Raw genomic sequence first — 25152 nt, forward strand, 5'->3', positions numbered from 1 at the left:
TCCCGGATCCCAACCGCACCTTGTGTTCCAGAGGAATCGCATGCAGACGCCCCACCCCCACCTCCATCGAGCCGCCTCCACGCGCCCCTACTTCAGCGCGGACGGCGAGACCTACCTGACCCCGACCCCGCTGCACCACCTCGAGAAGTCCCAGCCCCTCAGAGTGCTGTCCGAAGCGGACTTCGCCTTCTGGCAGACCTACGGATACGTCGTCGTCCGCGAGGCCGTCACCCCCGGCGAGGCCAAGCAACTCCTCGACTTCGCCTGGCAGTTCCAGGGGCTCGACCCCGACCGCCCCGACACCTGGTACACGGAACCGGAGTTCCGTTCCGAACTCGACCGGCACCTGTTCATCTACGGCTTCGTCGAGGCCTACCACCACCAGCTCCTCTGGGACAGCCGCCAGACGCAGCGCGTGTACGACGCGTTCGCTGACGTCTGGGACTGCTCTCAGCTGTGGGTCACCCTGGACCGGCTGAACCTCAACCCGCCCAACACCCGCACCCGTTCCCGCTCCCTGATCGAACCCTCCGACGAGGGCTTCGACATCGAGCTGCACTGGGACGTCGACACCACCCTCGCCGTCCTCCCGCAGCGCGTCCAGGGCATCGTCGCCCTCACCGACACCCGTCCCGAACTCGGCGGCTTCCAGTGCGCCCCCGAGCTCTTCCGCCGCTTCGAGGAGTGGCGCGTGGCGCAGCCGCCCGGCCGCGACCCGGTCCGGCCCGGCACCGACCGCGCCGAGTTCCCGGTGATCCGCCCCGACCTGCAGGCGGGTGACCTGCTGATCTTCAACGGGCTGCTGGCGCACGGCGTGGCACCGAACCTCTGCGACAACGCTGTCCGAGCCGTCCAGTACCTGTCGATGATGCCCGCCCTGGAGGAGGCGACCGCCCTGCGCGACTCCCGCGTCCACTCCTGGCGCACGCTCGCGACCCCCGACTGGAACGCCACCCTCCTCGGCGACGCCCGCGAGCCCGAGGCCCACCGCTACGGCCCCGCCACCCTCAACCCGCTCGGCAGAAAACTGCTCGGACTGGACTCCTGGACCACCCCCGCGGAAGAGGCCGAGTGAACCAGCGCATCTGCCTCTGCCTGCCCACCAACCGTCCCTGCTCCGCCACCCTCACCGCCCTCCACGCCGAGGCCGCCTACGCCGCGGGCCACTTCGGCGCCGACGTCCAGCTCCTGATCCTCGACTCCTCCGACGCCCGCACCCGCGCCGAACACGCCCGGGTCGCCGCCGGACTCCACCCGGTACCCGGCGTGACCGTCCACCACCTCGACGAGGCGGCCCAGCGCGCCTTCCTGCGCCGGACCATCGGCCGGGCCGGTCTGTCCGCCCCCGACCGCCTGCTCCGCCTCATGCTCCCGCCCGCCGTCTCCTACGGCGCCTGCACCAACCGCGCCTTCCTGCTGGCCGCCGCCCTCGGCTGCCGCTCGCTGCACCGCCGGGACTCCGACAGCGCCTACCAACTCCACGCCGGACAGCCGGTGTTCCCCGTCCACCACGAGCTGCCCTGGCTGGGCCGCCCCGCCGCCGAAGCCATGGCCGACGGCCTGCACACCGACCTCGACACGGCGCTGTCGGCCCGCCCGGTGTCCCTGGCGGGCGCCTCCTTCATCGGCGAACTCTCCGTCGACATCGCAGAGGTACGGCGCCTGGACGAAGGCGTGTACCACGACGTCGTCAGCCTCTGGGCGCCCGGCGACTGGTCCGAGGAACGCAAACGGCACCTGGTCGAGGAGTCCTTCACCGGCGCGGGCACGGCACGCTTCACCGGCGACCGGGCGACCCTCACCGTGGTCGATCCCATGCGCGTCGACATGTGCAACGTCGCCCTCGACCGCGCGGTCTACGAACGGATCCCCCTCCCACCCGCCACCGACACCATCGGCAGCGACTACTTCCTCCTCCACCTGATCCACGACGCCGCCCTGCCCGGCATCCTGCACAACCGCCACATCGAGAACTTCCACACCCCAGAACGCCGCACCGACACAGGCTTCCCCGCCTACCAGCGACGGTTCGTGAAGTTCCTGCTGTCGATGCTCCACTTCCACCACGTCTACGACCGGATGGCCGCCGAAGGCGCCGGGTTGCTGGACGCTCGGCATCAGGCGCGGGCCGACCGGATCGTGGAGTTCCTGCGCGAGAGCACCGCCCTGGACCGCACGGAGAACGTCTGGCGCCTGGACCGGGTGGACACGGCGTACCGCAAGCTGGGTGGCCGGTACGCGACGTTCGCCGACCGACTCGCCGCGGAGCGGGACCGGTTACTGGACGAGGCGGCATCGGACATCGAGGACTACGCGTACCTGGTCGAAGTCTGGCCCGCACTGATCGAGACGGCCCGAGCATGAGCGCCCCGAAGGGGCGCGGGGAACTGCGCGATCAACCACGATGGACCCGCACCAGACCACTCGACGATCCTCTCGCCCCCCAACTCGCCGCAGCCGAATCCGACTGCGTCATCTACGACCTCACCGGCATCGAGCACCAATACGCCGCGCTGCTGGGCGAGTTGCCCGGAATCGACATCCGCTTCGCACTCAAGGCCTGCCCAATCGACGAAGTCCTCCGCTGCCTGGCCGCCCGCGGTGCCGGATTCGACACCGCCGGCCCCGCCGAAATCACCCAAGCCCTCAACGCCGGCGCGCAGACACACCGCATCCACTACGGCAACACCATCAAGTCCGACCGGGACATCGCCGAAGCCCACCGCCTGGGTGTCCGCACGTTCGCCACCGACAGCATCGAGGACGTCACCGCCATCGCCGAACACGCCCCGGAGGCACGGGTGTTCTGCCGCCTGGCCACCGCAGGTACCGGCGCCCTGTGGGGCCTGAACCGCAAGTTCGGCTGCGCCCCAGACGACGCCGTCCGCGTGCTGGCCACGGCTCGGGAGGCGGGACTCACCCCGGCCGGCCTCTCCGTGCACGTCGGCTCGCAGCAGATGACCGGCGAGGCCTGGCAGCAGGCCCTCGACACCCTCGCCGGGACCCTGACGGCACTGGCCGGGCGGGGGATCGTACCCGACCACGTCAACCTCGGCGGCGGCCTGCCCGCGCTCGGCTACCAGGACCGCCACGGCAATCCCCTCGACCCGCCCCTGGACAAGATCTTCACCGTGCTCCGCGAGGGCATGGACCGGCTGCGCGAGCTCACCTCCTCCCCGCTCTCCTTCGTCCTGGAACCGGGCCGCCACCTGGTCGCCGACCACGGTGCCGTGCGCGCCCACGTCTCCCGGCTGACCCGCCGCCGGCAGCCGGACGGAACCGACGCCCACTGGCTCTACCTGAGCTGCGGAAAGTTCAACGGCCTCTATGAAATGGACCAGTTGACGCACCGGATGGTGTTCCCGGACCACCTCGGGGCACAGGAGTACGTCCCGGCGATCGTCGCCGGGCCCACCTGCGACAGCGACGACGCCTACGGGGAGGGGCGGTACCCGGTGCGCGTGCCGGCGTCCGTCACCTCCGGCGACCCGGTCTGGATCCTCTCCGCCGGCGCCTACGCCGCCAGTTACATGACCCAGGGGTTCAACGGCATCCGCCCACTGCCCTGCGTGTGCGTCCGGGGCCAGGAAGGACACCACTGACATGACACATCTGATACGCGCCGTCACCGAGGCCGACTGGCCGGAGGTCGTGGCCCTGGAGGCGGAGGCGTACGCGGACACCGCGCTCGTGGAGGGGGAGGCCGCGCTGCGCTCCCGTGCCTCGGCGGGCACCTGCCTCGTCCTGGACCTCGACGGCCGGATCGCGGGCTATGCACTGGCCCTGCCCTACCCGAGGTTCCGCTACCCCGACCTGACGCGGCCCGAGACGACCCCCCACTGCTCCGCCAACCTCCACCTGCACGACCTGGTCGTCACCGCGCCCCTGCGGCGCAGAGGGCTCGGCAGCCGTATGGCCCGCCACCTGACGGACACGGCCCGCACCCGCGGCTTCCGGACCATGTCCCTGATCGCGGTCGCCGGCAGGGAACCCTTCTGGCGGGCCAACGGCTACCGCGCCCACCCCGAGGCGCGCCTCCCCGCCGCCTACGGCCCCCGCGCGGTGTACATGTCGGCGCGGCTCGTCGCCGTACGGAAGGCGAGCTGATGCCCGCACCGTCCTTCCCGCGCGCCAAGTGGTCGATCGCGGCGCTGTTCTGCTTCCTGGGCTTCCAGTACGGCACCTGGGTCTCCCGACTTCCCGCGCTCAAGGCCCGGCTGGACCTGGGCGCGGGGGAGGTGGGCCTGCTGCTGATGGTCTGCGGGGCGGGCGCGGCGGCCTCCTTCCCGCTGGTCGCCGTCCTGATGCGCCGCCTCGGCTCCCGGCGGCTGTCCCTGGCCTCCGCCCTGTGCCTGGTGGCCGTACTGGCCGCGCTGTCCGCCGTACCGAACTATCCGCTCGCCCTGCTGGCCGTCTGCGCCGACGGGGTCGCGGTCGGCTGCCTCAACGTCGCCATGAACGCCCAGGGGGCCGCGCTGGAGAAGGCGTACGACCGCACCGCCATGTCCCGGTTGCACGCCACCTTCAGCGCAGGTCTGCTTGCCGCCGCCCTGCTGACCTCGGGCGTGACCACGCTGACCGCGTCGGTGCCGGCGCACTTCGCCGTGGCCGGAGCCCTGTTGCTGCTCCTGCTCGCCGGCGCCCGCTCCGGGCTGCTGACCCGCACGGATCCGGAGGCGCCGGGCGAGCCGAAGCCGAACCGCCGCTGGACCCGGCCCTCCTGGACGACCCTGCTGCTGGGCTGCGCCATGGCCTTCGGCACGATCACCGAGGGCGCGATGAACGACTGGTCGACGCTCTACCTGAAGGACGTCGTCGACGCCTCGGCGTCCGTGGCGCCGCTGGGCATCGCGGTCGTCTCCGTGATGATGCTGCTGGCCCGTCTCTGCGCGGACCGCTGGCGCAGTCGCTGGGGCGACGGCCGGGTGGTGCGGGCCGGCAGCGCGGTGGCCGCCGCCGGCCTGGCCCTCGCCCTGCTCACCGGCGGGCTGCTCCCGGCTCTCCTCGGCTTCGCCTGCGTCGGCCTCGGCGCGGCCGCCGTCACCCCGTGCGTCTACGTCGCGGCCGCCGGCCACGGCTCCGACGCGCTGGCCCTGGTCGCCGCGATGGGCACCACGGGCCTGCTGGCCGGACCGGCCCTGATCGGCTTCGTCGCGAGCACCACGAGCCTCACCCTCGGCATGGCGACCGTCGCCGCGTCGGCCCTCACCGTGACGCTGACCGCGTTCCGCATCCCCTGGACCGACCGCACACCGGCACCCGCGGCCGGGGCTCCGCTTCCGGACCGTGAGAATGCCCAGGCAGTCACCTGGACATCGCGGCCAGACTCAGCATGAGGTGCGCGGACTCCGGGCGGGCGAAGTCGGAGTGGGCGCCGGCCGGGGCCATCCGGGTGCGGGCACCGCCGCGGAACAGGCGGCTGGCGTCCACGTTGACCAGACGGTGGTCCAGGGCGACCGCCGGGTACCGCTGGTCCACGTCGAGCAGCCGGGCGTGGAACTGGGGGACCGGGGCCACACCCACCCCGGAGTGGCCGATGCCCGCCGTTCCCTCGGCGCGCAAGTGCCAGAACCCCGTCGCCCGGTCCCAGCGGGAGTGGGTGAGCACCAGGGGACCGCGCAGCGGGGCGCCCGCCCGGTCGGCGGAGGGGAACAGCGAGGGGAACAGGCGGTCGAAGGCGTCGCGCGGCGCTGCCATCTGGAAGACCAGCATGCTGTCGGCGGTGAAGGGCCGGCCGGGCACCCGCGGCGAGCTCCAGCCGAGGACCCGCGGCCCGCTGGGAGACGCCGCCCACTGCACCGCCTCGCACAGGAATCGGCCCCCGAAGGAGTGCCCGACGAGGTGCAGGTACTGCCCGTTGCGGTTGGCGAGCACGGCCGGTGAGGCGGGATCCGGGCGGGCCGCGTCGAGATAGCCCAGCAGATGGGCGAGCACATGGGGTGCGTGCCCCCGGCCCGGCGCGCTCATCGCATGGGCCCGGTCGCGGATGCGGCGGTAGCCGCCCAGCGAGGGCAGGCTGGAGGACGGCCAGCGCACCACCACCGCCCACGGCCGGTAGCCCTTCTCCAGCCCGGGGTACGACCCGGGCCGCGCGGCGTGCAGTTCGCGGGCCAGGCCCAGCAGGGCCGAGGCGCGGCGCACGGCGGCGGGCGGCGCGGTCTGCCAGCCGTGCACGTACACGTAGAGGTCCGTCACCTCGGCCGGGACGCGGAGGTGTCGTGCGAGGTGCTCCGCGATCCGGTCGCCTGGGACGGTATGACCGCTGCCGGGCGCCCGGAGCCTTCCCTGCTCGTCGAGGTCAACGGTGGTGAGGTGCACGGTGGTGTCTCCAGACGGCTGTCGATGCCGCAGTGCAGCGAGTACGTCAGGGCGAGCGGATTGTGCAGGGTGTCGTGGAAGTGGTGGACGAGGGACCGGGCGATCTCCCCGGCGGTCTCCCGGCCCCGCAGGTACCGGCCGAGGAACGCGTGCGCGTACTCGGCGGCGAACAGCTGCGGGATAGCGATCTGCGGGCCGAGCACCCCGTGCGCGCCGTGCTCGATGAGGGCCCTGCCCAGGTACTCCCGGCCCGGGGAGTCCGCGGCCTGCCCCGAGTGGCAGGCGTTGAGCAGGACGAAGGGGCGGAACTCCAGCCGGTCGCGGCCCCGGTGTTCGCCGCGGGCGAGGTGGACCGTGTGCGCGCTGATGGGCAGCGAGTCGGACAGTCGGATCACCAGGCTCGGCCGGGACGGGTCATGGCCCTCGAACGCGCCGTGGCACCAGAAGTACATGAGGTCCTCGCCGAAGTCCGGCCGGTCGAGCGCCGCGAGCAGTTCCTCGGAGCTGCTGCGCACCACGAGCTCGGACTCGGCCGCCAGCAGCTGGTGGACGTCCGCGGCGCGGCCGACGCCGTCGAGGGCCTTGTCGTGGTTGAGGCTGGTGACCGGCCGCGGCCGGGCGGGGCGCCGCTGCTGGGGACTGGGGTAGGACGCCCCGGTCTGCTCGATCTGGTGCCGGTGGCCCAGGAAGGAGGTCCAGGGGGAGCCGTCGGTGCGTACCGCGAACAGCGGCCAGGGCAGGAAGAGCTGGGAGTCGAAACTGACGCGCAGCCCGTCCCGGGCCAGCTCGCCGAACAGGAACTCGCGGAAGCTCACCAGGTCGGGGTCGTTCCCGGCGAAGACGGTGTCCAGGGCGTGGCGGCCGGACCGGGCGAGCTGGGCGATCTCGTGGTCCACCGTGGTCGCGTGCATCCGCAGGTCCGTGGCGTCGGCGAGCGGGTAGCTGCAGCTGCCCGGGTCCCAGCGGCCGACGATCCGTGACTGCCATTCGCCGCGAAGCCAGGCGGCCAACTCGCCGATCTCGTCCGGCGAAGCGCTGAGCACGGCGTGGTGGGTGCGCGTGTGCGGGGTGCGTCGCCCGGCCGGGGCCGCGAAGACGATCACCTTGTCGTTCACCACCCACAGGGTGACCGTCAGGTCCAGCGGCTCACCGCCGTGGTCGCCGGGGAGCTCCGTGTAGTCGTGGGAGGGGTTGTGCGTGATCTCGATGTCGGCGTCCCGGGGCATGGCTCACCGCCTCCCGGCGGGCTCGGGCGCCGGCACCGTCAGACCGGCTTCCAGGGTCTGCAGCACCTTGCCGTGGAAGGCGTCGTACACCGTGAAGCGCAGCCGGTGTTCGCCGGGCCGGTGCGCGGTGAACGAGAACACGGCGGGCGCGGACCCGGCCGTGTGGTCGAGGACCGGCGGTTCGAGGACCGCCGCCGAACGGGGCGCCGCGACCACCCGGACGTCCAGGGCCACGGCGGCCGCGGCCGGCCCGACGGGCTCCAGCCGGAACTCGACGGCGGTGGGCGTCCCCACCCGCGGCACGTCGTCCGGCACGGTGACACGGGGCCGCAGCGCCGGGCGCGGCCCGGCGGGGGCCGCGGGGCGGGGCTCGCGGGCGAAGCCCGCCGCCACCAGGAGTGCCAGGTCGTCGTACGCCCGCCGGGTCTGCGGGTGCAGGCTCGCCAGGTCGAGTTCGGCACCGGTGGCCAGATGCTCGTCGAAGGGAACCTGGACCACGCCCCGGCAGCGGTGCGCGAAGTGGCTGACGATGCGGTCGCGCCGGACCCGTGAGGCGTCCTGCACCCCGGACAGCACGACGACGGCCCGCCGCGCGGCCTTCGCATGCCCGTGGTCGGCGAGCCACTCCAGGGTCCGGTCGGCGACGTCGGCACCCTCGACGGTCGGCGTGGTGACGACGACCAGTTGGTCGGCGAGGTCCAGCACCCCCCGCATGACGTCGTGCAGCAGCCCGGTGCCCGCATCGGTGACCACGATCGGGTACGTCCGGCACAGCGCCGCCACGACCTGCCGGTACCGCTCCGGCCCGAAGGGCGTGGTGAGCACCGGTCCGGCGGCGCCCGCGAGGATGTCCAGTCCGTTCGGGCCGGGCGAGGTGAACCGGCGCACGTCCCCGGGGTGTCGGAGCGACGGCAGGGCGGCGAGCAGGTCGCGGACCGTCGGACCGCGGTCCTGCTCCGCCCCGGGCTCCCGTCGTACCCGCGTGCCGAGCGTGCCGCCGTCCGGGGCCGCGCCGAGCGCGACGACCCCGCCCCCGCGCACCCCGGCCAGCGTGGCGCCGAGCACGGCCGCCGTGGTGGTCTTGCCGGTGCCGCCCTTCAGGCTGATCACCGCGATCCGGTGGCAGCCGGTGACCGGGGCGCGCAGCAGGTCGTCCGCGGCCCGCGCCCGCGCCGTGGCGGGCCGCCCCTTGCCGACGGCCCGGCGCAACAGACGTCTGAGCCACGGCAGTTCACGGACGAGCCGCGCCGAGCTGAGACCCGCGTCGTCGGCCGGGGCGATGCGGTGCGGGGCGCCGGTGCCCTCCCCCCGGTCCGCCGGAGCGGCGGCCGGAGCCGGCGGTACGGCTTCCGGGGGCAGCGGCCAGCTGCCCCCGGCGACCGTCGCCTCGGCCGCGCGGCTGCGCCACTGGGCCAGTTGGTCCCGGGTGCCGAGCACCGCCGGGCTGTCGGGGCCCCACACCCGCACCATGTCGTCGAGAAGGTCCCCGTAGGCGTCGGCGGCACCGGCCGCGTCCCCGGCCAGTCCCCGCCACAGGGCGACGTTGTGCCGGGTGAGCAGGGTGTCGTGGTGGCCGGGTCCGAGCACCCGCAGCCTGTCCTCCAGCAGGGCCGCGTACGAGGCCGCCGCCCCGGCCCGGTCGCCCGCCTCGCCCTGCCAGCGGGCCAGGTTGTCACGGACGGTGAGCACGGAGAGATGGTCGGCGCCGAACTCCCGTACCAGGTCCGACAGCAGCTCCCGGTAGACGGTCACCGCCCCGGCCGCGTCCCCCGAGGCGCCGTACGCCGCGGCGAGCCGGCCCCGGGCGGCCAGGGTGTCGGGGTGCCCCGCGCCGAACCGGCTGTTCAGCGTGGCGTGCAGCCGTTCCCAGAACGCCTTGGCGGCATGCACGAACCCGGCGGCGAGCAGATTCCGGCCCGCCTGGAAGAACACGGGGTGGCACTGGTCGCGCCACAGTGCCTCCCCGCCGAGCTCGGCGAGGGCAGCGGTGCCCGCCCGCAGTGCCCGGCACAGCGCGGAGCCCGGCTGGGCCGCCGACGTCGTCCGCCACGCGGCCCCCAGCGCGTCGGCCGCCGCGGCGACCAGAGTGCCGTACTCCTCGGGCGGTACGGCCGCACGCACGACGTCCTGCAGCGCACCGCTCACCCGCACGGTCGTGTACGGCGCCTCGCCCTCGCACTCCACCAGGCGCAGCCGGCGCAGCGCGTCCAGGGTGTCCACGGCGTCCGGGACACCGGCCGGCTCCGCCCCCGAGGCGGCTCCCGGGGTGCGCCGCCGGGCCAGCTGGGCGAGGGCCGGCCGGCTGGTGAGCGCGGCGACCGGGACGCCGTAGGGGTCGAGCAGGGCGGCGAGTTCGAGCATCGGCCGGGCCAGTCCGCCGCAGCGGCGGTCGGCCTCCTCGATGGACAGCCACCAGCAGGCGGTGAGGGGATCGCCACCGCTTCCGGCCCGCTCCGCGAGCCGTTCGCGGTAGTCGGCGCAGCCCAGCCCGGACTCCACCATCCAGGCGGCCGCCCGGGACAGGGCGAGCGGCAGGTACCCCAGGCCGGTGGCGACGGCGTCGACCTCCGTGAGCTGGACGTATCGGTCCCGCAGAGCGAGGTCATGGGCCAGCCACAGCATCGCCGCATCGCGTGTGAACGGCCCGACGGGGATGCGGATGCTGCCGAGCGGGAGCGGGACCCCGGGCCTGGCGGTGACCAGCGTCCGGCCGCCCGGCCGCTCCGGTGGCCACAGACCGTGCAGATCGGACGGGTCGGCCAGCCCGTCGAGCACCACCAGCCAGCGCCGTTCGGTCGCGCGCAGCCAGGCCAGGAACGTCTGCGCGGCGTGCTCCGGCTGTCCGGGGTCGGCTCCGGCGACCGCCACGCCGGCCGCCGCGAAGTCGCAGACGACCGCGTTGCGGGAGGCGGCGGTCACCCACACCAGCAGGTCGGCGGACCTCTCCTGCTGGACGCGCCGTACGAGGTGCGCGGCCAGCTGCGTCTTGCCGACGCCCGTGCCACCGACGAGCGCCCAGGGGGCGGGCGGTGCGTCGAACAGGGCACCGAGGGCGTCGGTCTCGGGCCGTGACTGGAAGGGGTGCGTCACGGACGGGGCGCTGCCGACGAGGATGAGCGGCGGGACGGGCGGCGCGGGCGGGGCGGCGGACGGCGGGCCGGGCGGGGGCAGGGGCACGGCGGGCGGCGCCAGGCCGGCCGGGGGCGGCGCGACGGACAGCCCCGGTTCCGTGAGCCGCGCCGGTGGCGCACCGGGCGGCTGCGCCAGGACGGAGGTGCGCGCGGCGAGCGACACCAACCGACGTAACCGCTCCGCCAGTTGCCCCTGCCGGCCGCACCGCTCGGCGTCCTCCAGCAGGTCCTCGAAGCGTGTCTGCCAGGCCACCTCCGCCCTGGTGCGCAGCCGTTCGTCGTCCGGCGCCCCGCGGAGCGCGGCCAGGGTGCGGTCCAGCCGCTCCAGTTGGGCCTCCGCGCACTGCGGGTCGCCGTCGCCGAGCAGGCGCGCCGTCCAGGCGCGCACTGCCGGCCACGTCTCGCCACCCGCGGCCCCGACCAGGGCGGCTGCGGCCTCCTCGGCCAGCAAGAGCAAGGCGTCGTCCTGCATCCAGCGCATCCCCGCCCTTCACAACCGCCCCGGCTCACGCTGGTCTCCATGGAAGCACAACCACCCGGCACCGGAGACCCTGTCGTGGGACGCGCCCCACCCGAGCGGGTTCAGCGGGCCGCGAGGACCTCCGGACAGTGCCGGTTCTCCATGATGCCGAGGACGTTGCCGAAGGGGCGACGACCGAGGCGCCGACGAAGCCCTCGCCGAACTCGCGTACCTCGCAGCATCGCCGGTCAGATGTCCCGGAAGATCTCGATCTGTGCCCCGATGGAGTTCAGGCGCTCGGCGAGATCCTCGTAACCGCGGTTGATGACGTACACGTTCCGCAGCACGGACGTGCCCTCGGCCGCCATCATCGCGAGCAGGACGACCACGGCGGGGCGCAGGGCCGGCGGGCACATCATCTCGGCGGCGCGCCAGCGGGTCGGGCCCTCGACCAGGACCCGGTGCGGGTCGAGGAGCTGGAGGCGGCCGCCGAGGCGGTTGAGGTCCGTGAGGTAGATCGCCCGGTTGTCGTAGACCCAGTCGTGGATGAGCGTCTTGCCCTGCGCGACGGCCGCGATCGCCGCGAAGAACGGGACGTTGTCGATGTTCAGGCCCGGGAAGGGCATGGGGTGGATCTTGTCGATCGGTGCTTCGAGCTTGGAGGGGCGGACGGTCAGGTCGACCAGGCGGGTGCGGCCGTTGTCCGCGAAGTACTCGGGCGACCGGTCGTGGTCGAGGCCCATCTCCTCCAGGACCGCCAGCTCGATCTCCAGGAACTCGATGGGGACGCGGCGCACGGTCAGTTCGGACTCCGTCACCACCGCGGCGGCCAGCAGGCTCATCGCCTCGACCGGGTCCTCGGAGGGGGAGTAGTCCACGTCGACGTCGATGTTCGGCACGCCGTGCACGGTCAGCGTGGTGGTGCCGATGCCCTCGACCCGGACGCCGAGGGCCTCCAGGAAGAAGCACAGGTCCTGGACCATGTAGTTGGAGGAGGCGTTGCGGATGACCGTCACGCCGTCGTGCCGGGCGGCGGCCAGCAGCGCGTTCTCGGTCACGGTGTCGCCGCGCTCGGTCAGCACGATCGGCCGGTCGGGGCGGACCGTGCGGTCGACCTGCGCGTGGTACTGGCCCTCGGTGGCCGCGATGTCCAGGCCGAACCGGCGCAGCGCGATCATGTGCGGCTCGATGGTCCGCGTGCCGAGGTCACAGCCGCCGGCGTACGGCAACTTGAAGTGGTCCATACGGTGCAGCAGCGGGCCGAAGAACATGATGATCGAGCGGGTGCGTACGGCGGCCTCCGCGTCGATCGCCGCCATCTCCAGCTCGGCCGGCGGCACCAGTTCGAGGTCGACGCCGTCGTTGATCCAGCGGGTGCGCACGCCGATGGAGTTGAGCACCTCCAGCAGGCGGTACACCTCCTCGATCCGCGCGACCCGGCGCAGCACCGTGCGCCCCTTGTTGAGCAGCGAGGCGCACAGCAGGGCGACACAGGCGTTCTTGCTCGTCTTCACGTCGATGGCGCCGGACAGACGGCGACCGCCGACCACGCGCAGATGCATCGGGCCCGCGTAGCCCAGCGACACGATCTCGCTGTCCAGGGCCTCACCGATGCGGGCGATCATCTCAAGGCTGATGTTCTGGTTCCCGCGCTCGATGCGGTTGACCGCGCTCTGACTGGTGCCGAGCGCCTCCGCGAGCTGCGTCTGTGTCCAGCCTCGGTGTTGCCGGGCGTCACGGATGAGCTTGCCGATGCGTACGAGGTAGTCGTCTGCCATGAGGTTGAGGTTATCTCAGATATGAGATGGCGCCCGTTCGGGGGGTCCGTTCGGGTGACGTCCGTGACGGTCCGTCAGTGCGCCCTGGCGCAACGGCGTGACGACGCCCGGAAGGATCCGGGCAAATCCACCGATGTCGTATGACACTCGGTTACCCGGGCAACCCCCGTCCATGCGTGTCCCTCTCTGTCTTCGAAGGGGGATGCACATGAGGACCAAGACGCGCCGGCGCCTCGTCGCCGCGCTGCTCGTCGGCTGTTGCGCGCTCGTCTCCTGCGGTACGCAGCGCGCGGGCGTCGCGCAGGGCGACTCGCCGGCACCGCGGTCGTCCGCGGCCGACAGGACGTGCGACATCGAGGAGGGGGCTCCGGACACCACGGACGACGACCAAGGGCTTCCGGACACGACGTCCGACGACCAGGAGCTTCCGGACGCGACGTCCGACGACCAGGGGCTCCCGGACACCACCAGCGACGACCAGGGGCTCCCGGGCACCACCAGTGACGACCAGGGGCCCGCCGTGGATGACACCAGCGAGGACGGCTCGGGCGTGCCGCAGGCCGGCCCGCACCGCTGGTTCCCGATGGCCCGCGAATTCCGCGCCTATCTGACGGCGAGCGCCTCCAGTGCGGACGCGGCCATCGCGGCCCATGTCGACCGGGTCTGTGTCCGCATGCCCGGGAGCGACGGTCGCACGGAGGCCGATGTGTGGGTCGACTACGGCGTCTGGGACGACGACAAGCTGGAGCGCGCCGCCGCGGTCTTCGCACGCTGGCGGCAGTCCGTGTACGGCGACCGGGGGCACGTGGAGGTCCTGGCGCCCGCCAAGATGAACACCGAGCGGAGCTGGTAGCCGCCGCCCGGCGCGGCACGGAGCGCGTGCCGGACCGGGTTGGGCATGACCGGGCCGCGCCCATGTACTAGTGTTATCTCGACATCGAGATATCTGCCGAGGCGCACCGTAGCCGCCACACCAGTAAGGCATACCTAACTTAGCCATACCTTACTGGTTCGGCCAAGTCGGCGTGGCGGCACGATTGACGGTGGTACGCGCACATCAATGAAGGAGACTGTCGTGTCGGCGAACAGCTTCGACGCCCGCAGCACGCTGCAGGTGGGCGACGAGTCGTACGAGATCTTCCGGCTGGACAAGGTGGAGGGCTCGGCCCGCCTGCCGTACAGCCTCAAGGTCCTGCTGGAGAACCTGCTCCGCACGGAGGACGGCGCGAACATCACCGCCGACCACATCCGCGCCCTCGGCAGCTGGGACTCCCAGGCCCAGCCCAGCCAGGAGATCCAGTTCACGCCGGCCCGCGTGATCATGCAGGACTTCACCGGAGTGCCCTGTGTCGTGGACCTCGCGACCATGCGTGAGGCCGTGAAGGAGCTCGGCGGCGACCCTGCCAAGATCAACCCGCTGGCCCCGGCCGAGCTGGTCATCGACCACTCCGTCATCGCCGACAAGTTCGGCACCAACGACGCCTTCAAGCAGAACGTCGAGCTGGAGTACGGCCGCAACAAGGAGCGCTACCAGTTCCTGCGCTGGGGCCAGACCGCCTTCGACGAGTTCAAGGTCGTCCCCCCGGGCACCGGCATCGTCCACCAGGTCAACATCGAGCACCTGGCCCGTGTCGTGATGGTCCGCGACGGCAAGGCCTACCCGGACACCCTGGTCGGCACCGACTCGCACACCACGATGGTCAACGGCCTCGGCGTCCTCGGCTGGGGCGTCGGCGGCATCGAGGCCGAGGCCGCCATGCTCGGCCAGCCGGTCTCCATGCTCATCCCGCGCGTCGTCGGCTTCAAGCTCACCGGTGAGCTGCAGCCCGGCACCACCGCCACCGACCTCGTGCTCACCATCACCGAGATGCTCCGCAAGCACGGTGTGGTCGGCAAGTTCGTCGAGTTCTACGGCGAGGGTGTGGCGGCCACGAGCCTCGCCAACCGCGCCACCATCGGCAACATGTCCCCGGAGTTCGGCTCCACCGCCGCGATCTTCCCGATCGACGACGAGACCCTGAACTACCTGCGCCTGACCGGCCGCAGCGAGCAGCAGGTCGCCCTGGTCGAGGCCTACGCCAAGCAGCAGGGCCTGTGGCTGGACCCGAAGGCCGAGCCGGACTTCTCCGAGAAGCTCGAGCTGGACCTGTCCACGGTCGTCCCGTCCATCGCCGGCCCCAAGCGCCCGCAGGACCGCATCGTCCTCGCCAACGCCGCCGAGCAGTTCAAGCTGGACGTCCGCAACTACGTCGACGACGCCGACGAGGCGGGCAAGGAGTCCTTCCCGGCCTCCGACGCCCCGGCCGTCCACCCCAACGGCTTCCCGACCAACCCGGTTCCGGTCACCGCCCCCGACGGCACGACCTACGAGCTGGACCACGGTGCGGTGACGGTCGCGGCCATCACCTCCTGCACCAACACCTCCAACCCGTACGTCATGATCGGCGCCGCCCTGGTCGCCAAGAAGGCGGTCGAGAAGGGCCTGACCCGCAAGCCGTGGGTCAAGTCCACGCTCGCCCCGGGCTCGAAGGTCGTCACCGACTACTTCGAGAAGGCCGGTCTCACCCCGTACCTGGACAAGCTGGGCTTCAACCTCGTCGGTTACGGCTGCACCACCTGCATCGGCAACTCCGGCCCGCTGCCGGAGGAGGTCTCCAAGGCCGTCAACGACCACGACCTCGCGGTCACCTCGGTCCTCTCCGGCAACCGGAACTTCGAGGGCCGTATCAACCCCGACGTCAAGATGAACTACCTGGCCTCCCCGCCGCTGGTCGTCGCGTACGCCATCGCGGGCTCCATGAAGGTGGACATCACCCGTGACGCCCTGGGCACCGACCAGGACGGCAACCCGGTCTACCTGAAGGACATCTGGCCGAGCGAGGCCGAGGTCAACGACGTCGTCGCGAGCGCCATCGGCGAGGACATGTTCTCCAAGTCCTACCAGGACGTCTTCGCGGGCGACGCCCAGTGGCAGTCCCTCCCGGTCCCGACCGGCAACACCTTCGAGTGGGACGCCGAGTCCACCTACGTCCGCAAGCCCCCGTACTTCGAGGGCATGGGCATGGAGCCGGCCCCGGTCGAGGACATCGCCGGCGCCCGCGTGCTCGCCAAGCTCGGCGACTCGGTCACCACCGACCACATCTCCCCGGCCGGTGCGATCAAGGCCGACACCCCGGCCGGCCAGTACCTCACGGAGCACGGCGTCGAGCGCCGCGACTTCAACAGCTACGGCTCCCGCCGCGGCAACCACGAGGTCATGATCCGCGGTACGTTCGCCAACATCCGCCTGCGCAACCAGATCGCGCCGGGCACCGAGGGCGGCTACACGCGTGACTTCACGCAGGACGGCGGCCCGGTCTCCTTCATCTACGACGCCTCGCGCAACTACATCGAGCAGGGCATCCCGCTGGTCGTCCTGGCCGGCAAGGAGTACGGCTCCGGTTCGTCCCGCGACTGGGCGGCCAAGGGCACGGCCCTCCTCGGCGTCAAGGCCGTCATCGCCGAGTCGTACGAGCGCATCCACCGCTCGAACCTCATCGGCATGGGCGTGCTGCCGCTCCAGTTCCCGGAGGGCGCCTCGGCCCAGTCCCTCGGCCTGACCGGTGAGGAGACCTTCTCCATCTCCGGCGTGACCGAGCTGAACGAGGGCACCACGCCGCGCACGGTCAAGGTCACCACCGACACCGGTGTCGAGTTCGACGCGGTCGTCCGCATCGACACCCCCGGTGAGGCCGACTACTACCGCAACGGCGGCATCATGCAGTACGTGCTGCGCAACCTGATCCGCAAGTAAGCGGCAGGTCCGGCGGTTCAGGGCCGCATCCCCGGTGCCGGGGGTGCGGCCCTTCGCCGTAGTCCGCGCCCCCTTCGCGTCCGTCTGCTGCCGACCGGGGCCGCGCGGCGTGCCGAACGACCCGCCGCCCTCTCCTTCCTCCGGCGGTGGCCCTGCCCTACGGCAGTGCCTGCTCCGCCCAGATCACCTTGCCCTGAGGGCTGTACCGAACGCCCCAGCGCTCCGTCATCTGCGACACCAGGAACAGTCCCCGGCCGCCCTCGTCGGTGGTCGCGGCGTACCGCAGATGCGGCGAGGTGTTGCTGCCGTCGGCCACCTCGCAGATCAGCGTGCGGTCCCGGATCAGCCGCACCCGGATCGGCTCGCCGCCGTAGCGGATGGCGTTGGTGATCAACTCGCTGAGCACGAGTTCCGTGGCGAAGCCCAGCTCGGCGAGGCCCCACTCGTCCAGGGTCCCGGACACGGCCAGGCGCATGTCCGCCACGGCCGCCGGATCCGGGGGCACGTCCCACTCGGCGACCTGGTCGGGCGTCAGCGCCCGGGTGCGCGCGACGAGCAGCGCGACGTCGTCCGTGGGCCGTCCGGGCAGCAGCTCGTCCAGCACCGCCTGGCAGCTGTCGTCCGGCGCCCGGCCGGGATGGTCCGCCAGGGCCTGCCGCAACAGCTCCATGCCCACGTCCAGGTCGCGGGAGCGGTCCTCGATGAGACCGTCGGTGTACAGCACGAGCTCGGTGCCCTCGGCCAGCTGCAGCTCCGCCGTCTGGAAGGGCAGGCCCCCGATGCCGAGCGGAGGGCCGGCCGGCAGGTCGGCGAAGGTCACGCTGCCGTCGGGGTGGACCAGCGCCGGTGCCAGGTGCCCCGCCCGCGCCATGGTGCAGCGGCGCGTCGCCGGGTCGTAGATCGCGTACAGACAGGTCGCACCGGCGATCTCCCCGGCCGCCTCCGCGCAGGCCTCGTCCTGGTCGATGCGGCCGACCAGGTCGTCCAGGTGACTGAGCAGTTCGTCGGGCGGCAGGTCGAGGGTGGAGAAGTTGTGCACCGCGGTGCGCAGCCGTCCCATGGTGGCGGCCGCGTGCAGGCCGTGGCCCACCACGTCACCGACGACCAGCGCCACACGGCCCCCCGGCAGCGGGATCACGTCGAACCAGTCCCCGCTCACCCCCGACTGCGCGGGAAGATAGCGGTAACCGACGTCGAGGGCGCTCTGCTCGGGCAGCGCCCGCGGCAGCAGACTGCGCTGCAGGGTGACCGCCAGCGCGTGCTCGCGTGCGTACCGGCGGGCGTTGTCGATGCTGACCGCGGCGCGGGCCACCAGCTCCTCCGCCAGCGACAGGTCCTCCTCGTCGAAGGCGTCCCTTTTCGCGCGCCAGAAGGTCGCCGTGCCCAGCACGGCACCCCGGGCCCGGATCGGGGCGACGATGAGCGACTGGATGCCGTAGTCGAGGATCTCCCTGGCGCGCCGCGGATCCTGTGTCTGCCAGTCCTGAACGGCGAGCAGGTCGGTCACCAGCTCCGAGCGGCCGGTGTCGTAGCCCCGCGCCTGGGGGGTGGACGGCAGGAAGTCGATCAGCCGGTCCTTCTCGTAGAACGGATGGTCGTCCCGCACGCCGTGCACGGCGATGCGCCGCATGTCCGTCGCGGTGGCGGCCGGCTCCCCGCCGTGCAGCACGGCGTCGGCCAGGTCCACGGTGACGAAGTCGGCGAAGCGGGGCACGGCGACCCGCGCCATCTCCTCCGCCGTGCGGGCCACGTCAAGGCTGCTGCCGATGCCCAGACCGGCGTCGTAGAGCAGCTTGAGCCGCTCCCTGGCGACCTGCGCCCGTCCGGACAGCGCCTGGAGCTCGGTGGAGTCCCGGAGGGTCACCACCGTCGCTCCGGGGCATCCGGCCCGGTCCGCGGGCCGCTGGTTGACCGCCAGCAGCCGTTCCCCGGCGAACAGCACCTCATCGGTGGCCTCCCGCCCGGACACGAGCAGCTCCACGATGTCCGGGTCGAGGCCCGGGAGCCCGGAGACGTGCCGTCCCTCGGCCTCGGCGGGCAGGTCGAGCAGCCGCCTGGCCTCGTCGTTGACCAGCAGCAGCCGCCCGTCGGCGCCGACGATCAGCACACCTTCCCGCACCGAGTGCAGCACCGTGTCGTGGTGCTCGTACATGCGGCTCATCTCGTCCGGGGCCAGGCTGTGGGTCTGCCTCCGCAGCCGCCTGCCCACCAGAGCCGTGCCCCCGGTCGACACCACGAGCGCCGCGGCACCGGTGGCCAGGATGATCGGCAGCTGCCGGTTCACCTCGTTGGTGACGTTCTTGACCTTCAGCCCGGCGGAGACGAGGGCGACCACCTTGCCGTGGTTGTCGTCGATCGGCACGGTCGCCTGCTCCTCGTGGCCGAGCGGGCCGTGCACGCTCTCCGTGTACACCTTGCCGGCCAGCGACGGCCCGATCCGGCCCACGAAGCGTTTGCCGATCTTGCTGGGGATCGGGTGGGTGTAGCGGATGCCGTGGGTGTCCATGACGACGATGAAGTCCACGCCGGCGGACCTGCGCGCCGCCTCGGTGAGCGGCTGGAGGATCTTGGACGGGTGGGGCGTGCGCAGCGCCTGCAGGATGCCGGGGGCGTGCGCGAAGGTCTGGGCGACGGCGATGGACCGTCGCCTGGCCTCGGTGCTGGTGTCCCGTTGCGACTGCAGGACCAGACCGATGACCCCGCACAGTACGAGCGCCACGACCAGCGCCGCCTGCAGGACGAAGACCTGCCCGGCGACGCTCCTGGGGCTCTTGCCGATCACAGATCGCCAGCGGAGACGCCTGAGTCGGTCTGCCATGTCCGACATGCCGCATTTGTAGCACTGGCTTTGCCGGGGTGGCTATGGCCCGTCCACGAGCCGGACGCGTGCTTTGCTCCGGCTGGGGTGAATCGCCCCTGGTCGCAAGCGTGTGGACGGGTGCGGAGATCGGTGCGGAAATCCGTCGCCGCAGGCGCCCCGAACCGCTCTGGGCGGACCCGGTGTTCCTGTGCACCGGGTCCGCGAGCCGGGCGGGTGAGGGGGTGTCGGAACCCGTCCGGGTGATGTGGAGTGTGATGTAGGCCACATATGTACGACAACGTTGTCTCGGACCGTACATGACTCTACCGGGTCAACCGACAACGATGTCAACCCACTTCGGATGGCCCGACCGGGTGATCCCGGCGCGGGCTGCGAGGGCGGGGGCGACCTTCTGTGTCAGGGCTGGGACCCATTGGGTCCCTGCGGCTCCTGCGACTGATGGTGCGCGACCCCGCCCTGCCCGGATCAGGCCAGCAGTTCCACCTCCGCCAGGGTGGACTCACCGTCCAGGACCAGCCGGTACTTCGTGTACGTGCCCGGCGTGGCGATGGTGAACGCCCGGGTCTGGCGGTCCCAGGTGAACGATTCGCCGGAGCGGTGGTCCAGGGTCTGCCAGGTGGTGCCGTCCGTGGAACCCTGGAGGGTCCAGCCGGTCGGCGCCCTGGTGTGGTCCGTCGACGAGGTCAGCGTGTACTGGACGGGCTTCACCGCCCCGTCCACCGGCAGGTCCACCGAGGTGACCGTGGCGTCCGTCGCCGAGGTGTTGTCGAAGAGCGGGCCGTCCCCCTTCAGGACGTCCGAGCGGGGCGCCGGCACCTTGTCGTCCCGGGTGATGGAGACCGGGGCCGCGTTCTTGCCCGTGCCCCATGTCGACGGCTCGGCGCCCATGGAGAACTGCAGCACCCCGCCCTGGGACAGCAGCGAGTGGGGGAGCGAAGTCGAGGTCCAGGGGCGGCCGTTGAACGTCACGCCCTGGACGTAGACGTTCCTGGCGCTGTTGCCGGGCGCCCTGACCACCAGGTCGTGGCCGTTCTCCAGGTGCACGGTGACCTTCTTGAACAGCGGGGAGCCGATGGTGTACTCGCCGCTGCCCATCACCAGCGGATAGAAGCCGAGCGCGGAGAACAGGTACCAGCCCGACTGTTCGCCGTTGTCCTCGTCGCCGTGGTAGCCCTGCCCGATCTCGCTGCCGGCGTAGAGCCGGGAGAGGATCTCGCGGACCGCCGCCTGCGTCTTCCAGGGCTGGCCGGCCGCGTCGTACATGTACGGGATGTGGTGCGCGGGCTGGTTGGACTGACCGAGCATGCCCATCCGCACGTCCCGGGCCTCGGTCATCTCGTGGATGACACCGCCGTAGGAGCCGACGAAGTCCGGGGACGCGGTCTCCGGGGTGGAGAAGAACTCGTCCAGCTTCTCGGCGAGGGCCTGCCGGCCGCCGTACAGGTTGGCCAGGCCCCGGCTGTCCTGCGGGACGGTGAAGGCCATGCCCCAGCCGTTCGTCTCCGTGTAGTCGTACCCCCAGACACGCGGGTCGTACTTCGAGGAGTCCAGCCGCCAGTTCCCGTTTCCGTCGCGGCCCTGGAAGAAGCCCGCCTTGGAGTCGAACAGGTTCACATAGCCCCGGGCGCGGTTGAGGAAGTAGGCGGACTCCTCCTGGTAGTGCCTCTCGCCCGTCCTCCTGTACAGGGCCTCGCCCATCTTCGCGATGCCGTAGTCGTTGACGTACCCCTCCATCGCCCAGGACAGGCCCTCGTCGGTGGCGGTGCTGGTGTAGCCGAGGAACGGCGAGGTGCTCATGCCCTTGCGGCCCACGCCCGACATCGGCGGAACGACGGTCGCGTTCTTCAGGGCCGCGTCGTAGGCCGCCTTCGCGTCGAACTTCACGCCCTTGACGTACGCGTCGGCGAACGCCACGTCCGAGGAGGTGCCGGTCATCAGGTCGGCGTACCCCGGCGAGGACCAGCGAGAGGTCCAGCCGCCGTCCTTGTACTGCTGCACGAACCCGTCGACCATTTCGCCCGCCTGAGAAGGCGTCAGGAACGAGTACGCCGGCCACGTGGTCCGGTAGGTGTCCCAGAAGCCGTTGTTGACGTACACCTTGCCGTCCACGATCTTCGCGCCGGTGTGGGTCGGGGTGTCCTGGCTCGGCATCGGGGAGAAGGGGGAGGCGTACTGGTACGTGTCCCCGACCTTCTCGAAGCCCGAGTTCGGGTAGAGGTACAGCCGGTACATGCTGGAGTACAGCGTGGTCAGCTGGTCCGGGGTCGCGCCCTCCACCTCGACCCTGCCGAGCAGGTCGTCCCAGGTGCGCTGCGCCCGTGCCTTCACCGTGTCGAAGGAGGTGCCGTCCGGGATCTCCTGGCGCAGGTTGTCCTTCGCCTGGTCGATGCTGATCAGCGAGGTCGCCAGGCGCAGCGTGACGGTGCGGTCCGCGCCCGCGTCGAAGCGCAGGTACCCCTTCACCCCGCTCGATGCGCTGTCGGTCACCGGCCGGTCGAACTCGCCGTACACGAACAGCCGGGTGGCGCCCGTCGACAGGCCCGACTTCACGTCCGAGAACCCGGTGACGATCCCGTGCTCCCTGTCGAGGGTCAGCCCCGCCTGCTCGGTGACGTTGTCGAACAGCACGCTCGCGTCGTCGCCGGGGTAGGTGAAGCGCAGCATCGCCGCGTGGTCGGTCGGGGTCATCTCGGCGGTGAGACCGTTCTCGAAACGGACCCCGTAGTAATACGGCCGCGCGGTCTCGTTCTCGTGCCGGAACGGCAGCGCGCGCGCCGCACGCCCGGTGTCCGGGGTGCCCGCCGCGGCGGACGGCATCACCTGGAAGGTCTGCCGGTCGCCCATCCACGGGCTCGGCTCATGGCTCGCGCTGAACGCCTGGATCGTGGGCAGGTTGTCGTCGTTGTTCGCACGTGCGTACTCGTACAGCCAGCTCAGCGACGATGCGTTGGTCACCGGCGTCCAGAAGTTGAAACCGTGCGGCAGGGCCGTCGCCGGGAAGTCGTTGCCGCGCGAGAAGCTGCCGCTGGAGTTGGTGCCGCGCGTGGTCAGCGCGTAGTCCGACAGATGGGCCTTCGGCTTCTCCGGCGGTACGGGTCCCAGCGCCACGTCGTCGATCCAGCCCCGGAACTTCGCCGGCCCGGCGGGGGAGTCGTACCCCACCAGGATCCGGTCGACCGTCTTGCCGGCCGCCACCGCACCGATCCGCGCGACCACGTTGTTCCACTGGTTGACGTACAGCGACTTCGACTCGCCCTGCCCGCGCGGCGACAGCGGGAACCCGTGCTGGTCCAGCGCACCCAGGCCGCTCAGATAGGTGCCGTCGGTGAAGGCCAGGTCGAGGGAGACGTTCGTGGCGTCGTAGTCCCGGTCGCCGTCGGCCATCTGCGGAAAGATCCGGTACGACAGCTGGGTGTCCCCGCCGACCTTCACGTTCACGTCGAAGACCTTGTTGTACGAGTACGCCCGGCCGGCCGCCGTGTGCCGTCCGGCGTAGCGCAGCGCCCTCTTTCCGGTGAACCCGACCCGGGCCTTGGCCGTCGGAGAGGCGGTCGGGCCCTTGTCGACCAGCGTCAGCATGTCCTGCGGCACCGGGCCGCCCCCGCCGCCGGTGGAGAACTGCACATCGGCGAGCTGGAGGATGCCCGAGGCACCGTTGTTCTTCGTGACCTCCAGCCGGAAGTGCTGGTACTCGGCGGGCTCGGCCAGGTCGTAGGACTTCGTCTGGAAGCGCTCGGAGAAGGTCTCGTCCGACCGGCTGTCGACCGTCTTCCAGTCCTTGCCGTCGGCGGAGCCGAGCAGCGTCCAGTCCCTCGGGTCGCGCTCGGCGTAGTCGTTGGCCGAGGTCAGCGCGTACGTCACCAGCTTGACGGGTTTGTCGAGGTCGAACTCGGCCCAGCCGGTGGGCTGGAAGGTCAGCCACTTGGTGCCGGGCTCGCCGTCGACCAGGTTCTCCTTCACCTCGCCCGCGCCCGTGTTCTCGCCGCTCGCCCGGACATCGGTGACATGGTCGTTCACATTGCCCGGTATGCCGGTGCTGTAGCCGCCGTCGACCCCCGAGGCGCGCTTGGTGCCGTCCGGCGCGGTGTCGACGGTATTGAGCCAGTCCGGAGCCGGATCACCCGGCTCGAACGAGGACGCGAACTCCCGGTCGGCGCCCGGAGCCTTGGCCGGCAGGGCGACCGCCGCGCCCTGTGCGCCGACAGCCATGACAAAGGCGGCCGTGAGGACGACCGCCGGGCCCCATCTGTGCCGAGTTCTCCGCTGCATCTACGGATTCCCCTCCTGCGACCGCTCTGGACAACGTTGTCAACTTCGGTGCGCAGGAACCAGTAGTGCGTCAAGTGACCGGTGATGTCAAGGGTGTTGGGTGTGGCATTCAGGCACTTATGTCGCGAGTTTTTCCGCCAGGCCCTTCACAGGGGTCTCTTATTTCCGCGAGGTCTCAACTCGGAAAAGACCCATCGCGAACCTTGCATTCGATCTTGCTCCGCTGGCGGGAAGTGGACTATACCTGTCGGCGCCACGGTGCGATGCGCATCGGGGGCACGACGCGAACGAGTACTTCCTGCACCACCCAGCCAGACCCGACAGCGGTGCCGGGGAGGATCCGGTTCACCGCCTGAGTCCTGGAAGGCGAGGACTTGAGCGTGACTCCACCCACGCGTCAACGCGCGGGCTTCCTACGCCGCCGACGGATCAGCGTCGCAGAGGGCCGGCCCGGCCCTGTTGCGGATGTTGAGTGCGCCGACGTGGGCCGCGTTCGCTGTCAAGCCACAGGACACGCACTCGAATCTCGATTGGGTGACGGGGTTCTCCTTCGCGATGCACCCGCATATGGGGCATGTGCGGGAGGTGTTGCGGGCGTCCACAGGGATCACGAGACGACCGGCACTCTCAGCCTTGTTCGCAAGGATCCTCAGGAACTGCCCCCAACCCGCGTCCAGGATGTTGCGGTTGAGGCCGGCCTTGGCGGTGGCCCCGTTCGGACGGAACGCACTCTCGTTGACCTGGTCGGGCTTGGGCTTCGGGGTGCGGGTCATGCCCGCGATGTTCAGGCGCTCGTGCGCGATCGCGTCGTTGTCGCGGATCAGCGCGTTCGCGGCCTTGTGGTGGTGGTCGAGCCGCTGACGCCGGATCTTGGCGTGCAGCCTGGCGACTTTCCGGGCGGCTGCCCGGTGTTTCTTGGACCGCTCGCGGGTTCGCTTGGGAAAGGTGTCCAAGTGACGCTGGGCTTCCGCCAAGGCCTGGGCAGCGGCTCGGAGGAACGAGACTGTCTTCACTCGCCCCTTCACAGGACAGTGCTGGTGCACACGCACATGTCCCACGCCTTGGAAGCGCACACGGGTCTGGCGGTCATGCGGGGTGGAGTCCCAGCGGCATCCATCTCCGTCCTTCGGGAACACCACGGTGTCGAAATGCCCGAGACCCTTGAACCGCGGGTATCCGGGCTTCTTGCCGTTCTTGATTCGGCGCTGATAGGCATCCCGCCGCTCCTGCAAAGCGCCGTTGTACAGCGCGCAATGGTCCCTCAGCATTTCCGTCAATGCCTGGGCCTGCCGGGTGGTGGGGCGAAGCCGAAACTTGTACGCGCGGATCACGGTATCGCCTCCGCAAGGTCGGGGA

The 25152-nt window shown here is 71.4% G+C and carries 14 protein-coding genes; 7 read left to right on the top strand and 7 right to left on the bottom strand.

Features of this window, described 5'->3' with window-relative positions:
- Positions 1–40: 40 nt before the first annotated feature.
- Genes ACFYZB_RS28155 through ACFYZB_RS28175 form a run of 5 tightly spaced genes read left to right on the top strand, consistent with a single transcriptional unit; the run spans position 41 to position 5336 of the window.
- Positions 41–1075, top strand: coding sequence for a phytanoyl-CoA dioxygenase family protein (locus ACFYZB_RS28155; protein WP_388763458.1), 1035 nt, complete (start codon positions 41–43; stop codon positions 1073–1075).
- Positions 1072–2364, top strand: a complete 1293-nt coding sequence (locus ACFYZB_RS28160; RefSeq protein ID WP_388763460.1) for a DUF6271 family protein — start codon at positions 1072–1074, stop codon at positions 2362–2364. Before ACFYZB_RS28155 ends, ACFYZB_RS28160 begins: the two co-directional genes overlap by 4 nt.
- Positions 2361–3602 carry a type III PLP-dependent enzyme gene (locus ACFYZB_RS28165; RefSeq protein ID WP_388763462.1) on the top strand — a complete coding sequence of 414 codons (1242 nt, stop codon included), beginning with the start codon at positions 2361–2363 and terminating at the stop codon, positions 3600–3602. Before ACFYZB_RS28160 ends, ACFYZB_RS28165 begins: the two co-directional genes overlap by 4 nt.
- Before the next feature lies 1 nt (position 3603).
- Complete coding sequence (locus tag ACFYZB_RS28170) at positions 3604–4107, top strand: GNAT family N-acetyltransferase (protein ID WP_388763464.1); 504 nt, start codon at positions 3604–3606, stop codon at positions 4105–4107.
- The gene (locus ACFYZB_RS28175) at positions 4107–5336 is read left to right on the top strand and encodes an MFS transporter (RefSeq protein ID WP_388763466.1); all 1230 of its coding nucleotides are present in this window, start codon (positions 4107–4109) and stop codon (positions 5334–5336) included. Before ACFYZB_RS28170 ends, ACFYZB_RS28175 begins: the two co-directional genes overlap by 1 nt.
- Here the strand turns inward: ACFYZB_RS28175 and ACFYZB_RS28180 are convergent.
- The 4 genes from ACFYZB_RS28180 to ACFYZB_RS28195 form a co-directional block, all read right to left on the bottom strand.
- On the bottom strand, positions 5305–6195 hold the full coding sequence (locus ACFYZB_RS28180; protein WP_388763467.1) for a hypothetical protein: 891 nt from the start codon (positions 6193–6195) through the stop codon (positions 5305–5307). The two genes, ACFYZB_RS28175 and ACFYZB_RS28180, sit on opposite strands and share 32 nt — an antisense overlap.
- Complete coding sequence (locus tag ACFYZB_RS28185; protein WP_351211065.1) at positions 6192–7544, bottom strand: CHAT domain-containing protein; 1353 nt, start codon at positions 7542–7544, stop codon at positions 6192–6194. The genes ACFYZB_RS28180 and ACFYZB_RS28185 overlap by 4 nt, the downstream gene beginning before the upstream one ends.
- A 3-nt stretch (positions 7545–7547) precedes the next feature.
- Positions 7548–11147 carry a tetratricopeptide repeat protein gene (locus ACFYZB_RS28190; RefSeq protein ID WP_388763468.1) on the bottom strand — a complete coding sequence of 1200 codons (3600 nt, stop codon included), beginning with the start codon at positions 11145–11147 and terminating at the stop codon, positions 7548–7550.
- 236 nt (positions 11148–11383) lie between these two features.
- Positions 11384–12913: a UDP-N-acetylglucosamine 1-carboxyvinyltransferase gene (locus ACFYZB_RS28195; RefSeq protein WP_351211069.1), complete on the bottom strand. Its 1530-nt coding sequence runs from the start codon at positions 12911–12913 to the stop codon at positions 11384–11386.
- A 208-nt stretch (positions 12914–13121) separates the two neighbouring features.
- On the opposite strand from ACFYZB_RS28195, the gene ACFYZB_RS28200 reads away from it, so the two are divergent.
- On the top strand, positions 13122–13766 hold the full coding sequence (locus ACFYZB_RS28200; RefSeq protein WP_388763470.1) for a hypothetical protein: 645 nt from the start codon (positions 13122–13124) through the stop codon (positions 13764–13766).
- A 222-nt stretch (positions 13767–13988) separates the two neighbouring features.
- Positions 13989–16706 (top strand): aconitate hydratase AcnA, encoded by a 2718-nt coding sequence (acnA, locus tag ACFYZB_RS28205; RefSeq protein WP_388763471.1) that lies wholly within the window; start codon positions 13989–13991, stop codon positions 16704–16706.
- A gap of 157 nt (positions 16707–16863) precedes the next feature.
- Here the strand turns inward: acnA and ACFYZB_RS28210 are convergent, their stop codons facing one another.
- From ACFYZB_RS28210 to ACFYZB_RS28220, 3 genes are all read right to left on the bottom strand, one after another.
- Positions 16864–19533, bottom strand: a complete 2670-nt coding sequence (locus tag ACFYZB_RS28210; RefSeq protein WP_388763473.1) for a SpoIIE family protein phosphatase — start codon at positions 19531–19533, stop codon at positions 16864–16866.
- Positions 19534–19992: 459 nt separating this feature from the next.
- Positions 19993–23796: a GH92 family glycosyl hydrolase gene (locus tag ACFYZB_RS28215; protein ID WP_388763475.1), complete on the bottom strand. Its 3804-nt coding sequence runs from the start codon at positions 23794–23796 to the stop codon at positions 19993–19995.
- 413 nt (positions 23797–24209) lie between these two features.
- Positions 24210–25127 (bottom strand): RNA-guided endonuclease InsQ/TnpB family protein, encoded by a 918-nt coding sequence (locus ACFYZB_RS28220; RefSeq protein WP_388763476.1) that lies wholly within the window; start codon positions 25125–25127, stop codon positions 24210–24212.
- Between the last annotated feature and the right edge of the window lie 25 nt (positions 25128–25152).

The sequence above is a fragment of the Streptomyces sp. NPDC001852 genome (assembly GCF_042891825.1).
Taxonomy (GTDB): domain Bacteria; phylum Actinomycetota; class Actinomycetes; order Streptomycetales; family Streptomycetaceae; genus Streptomyces.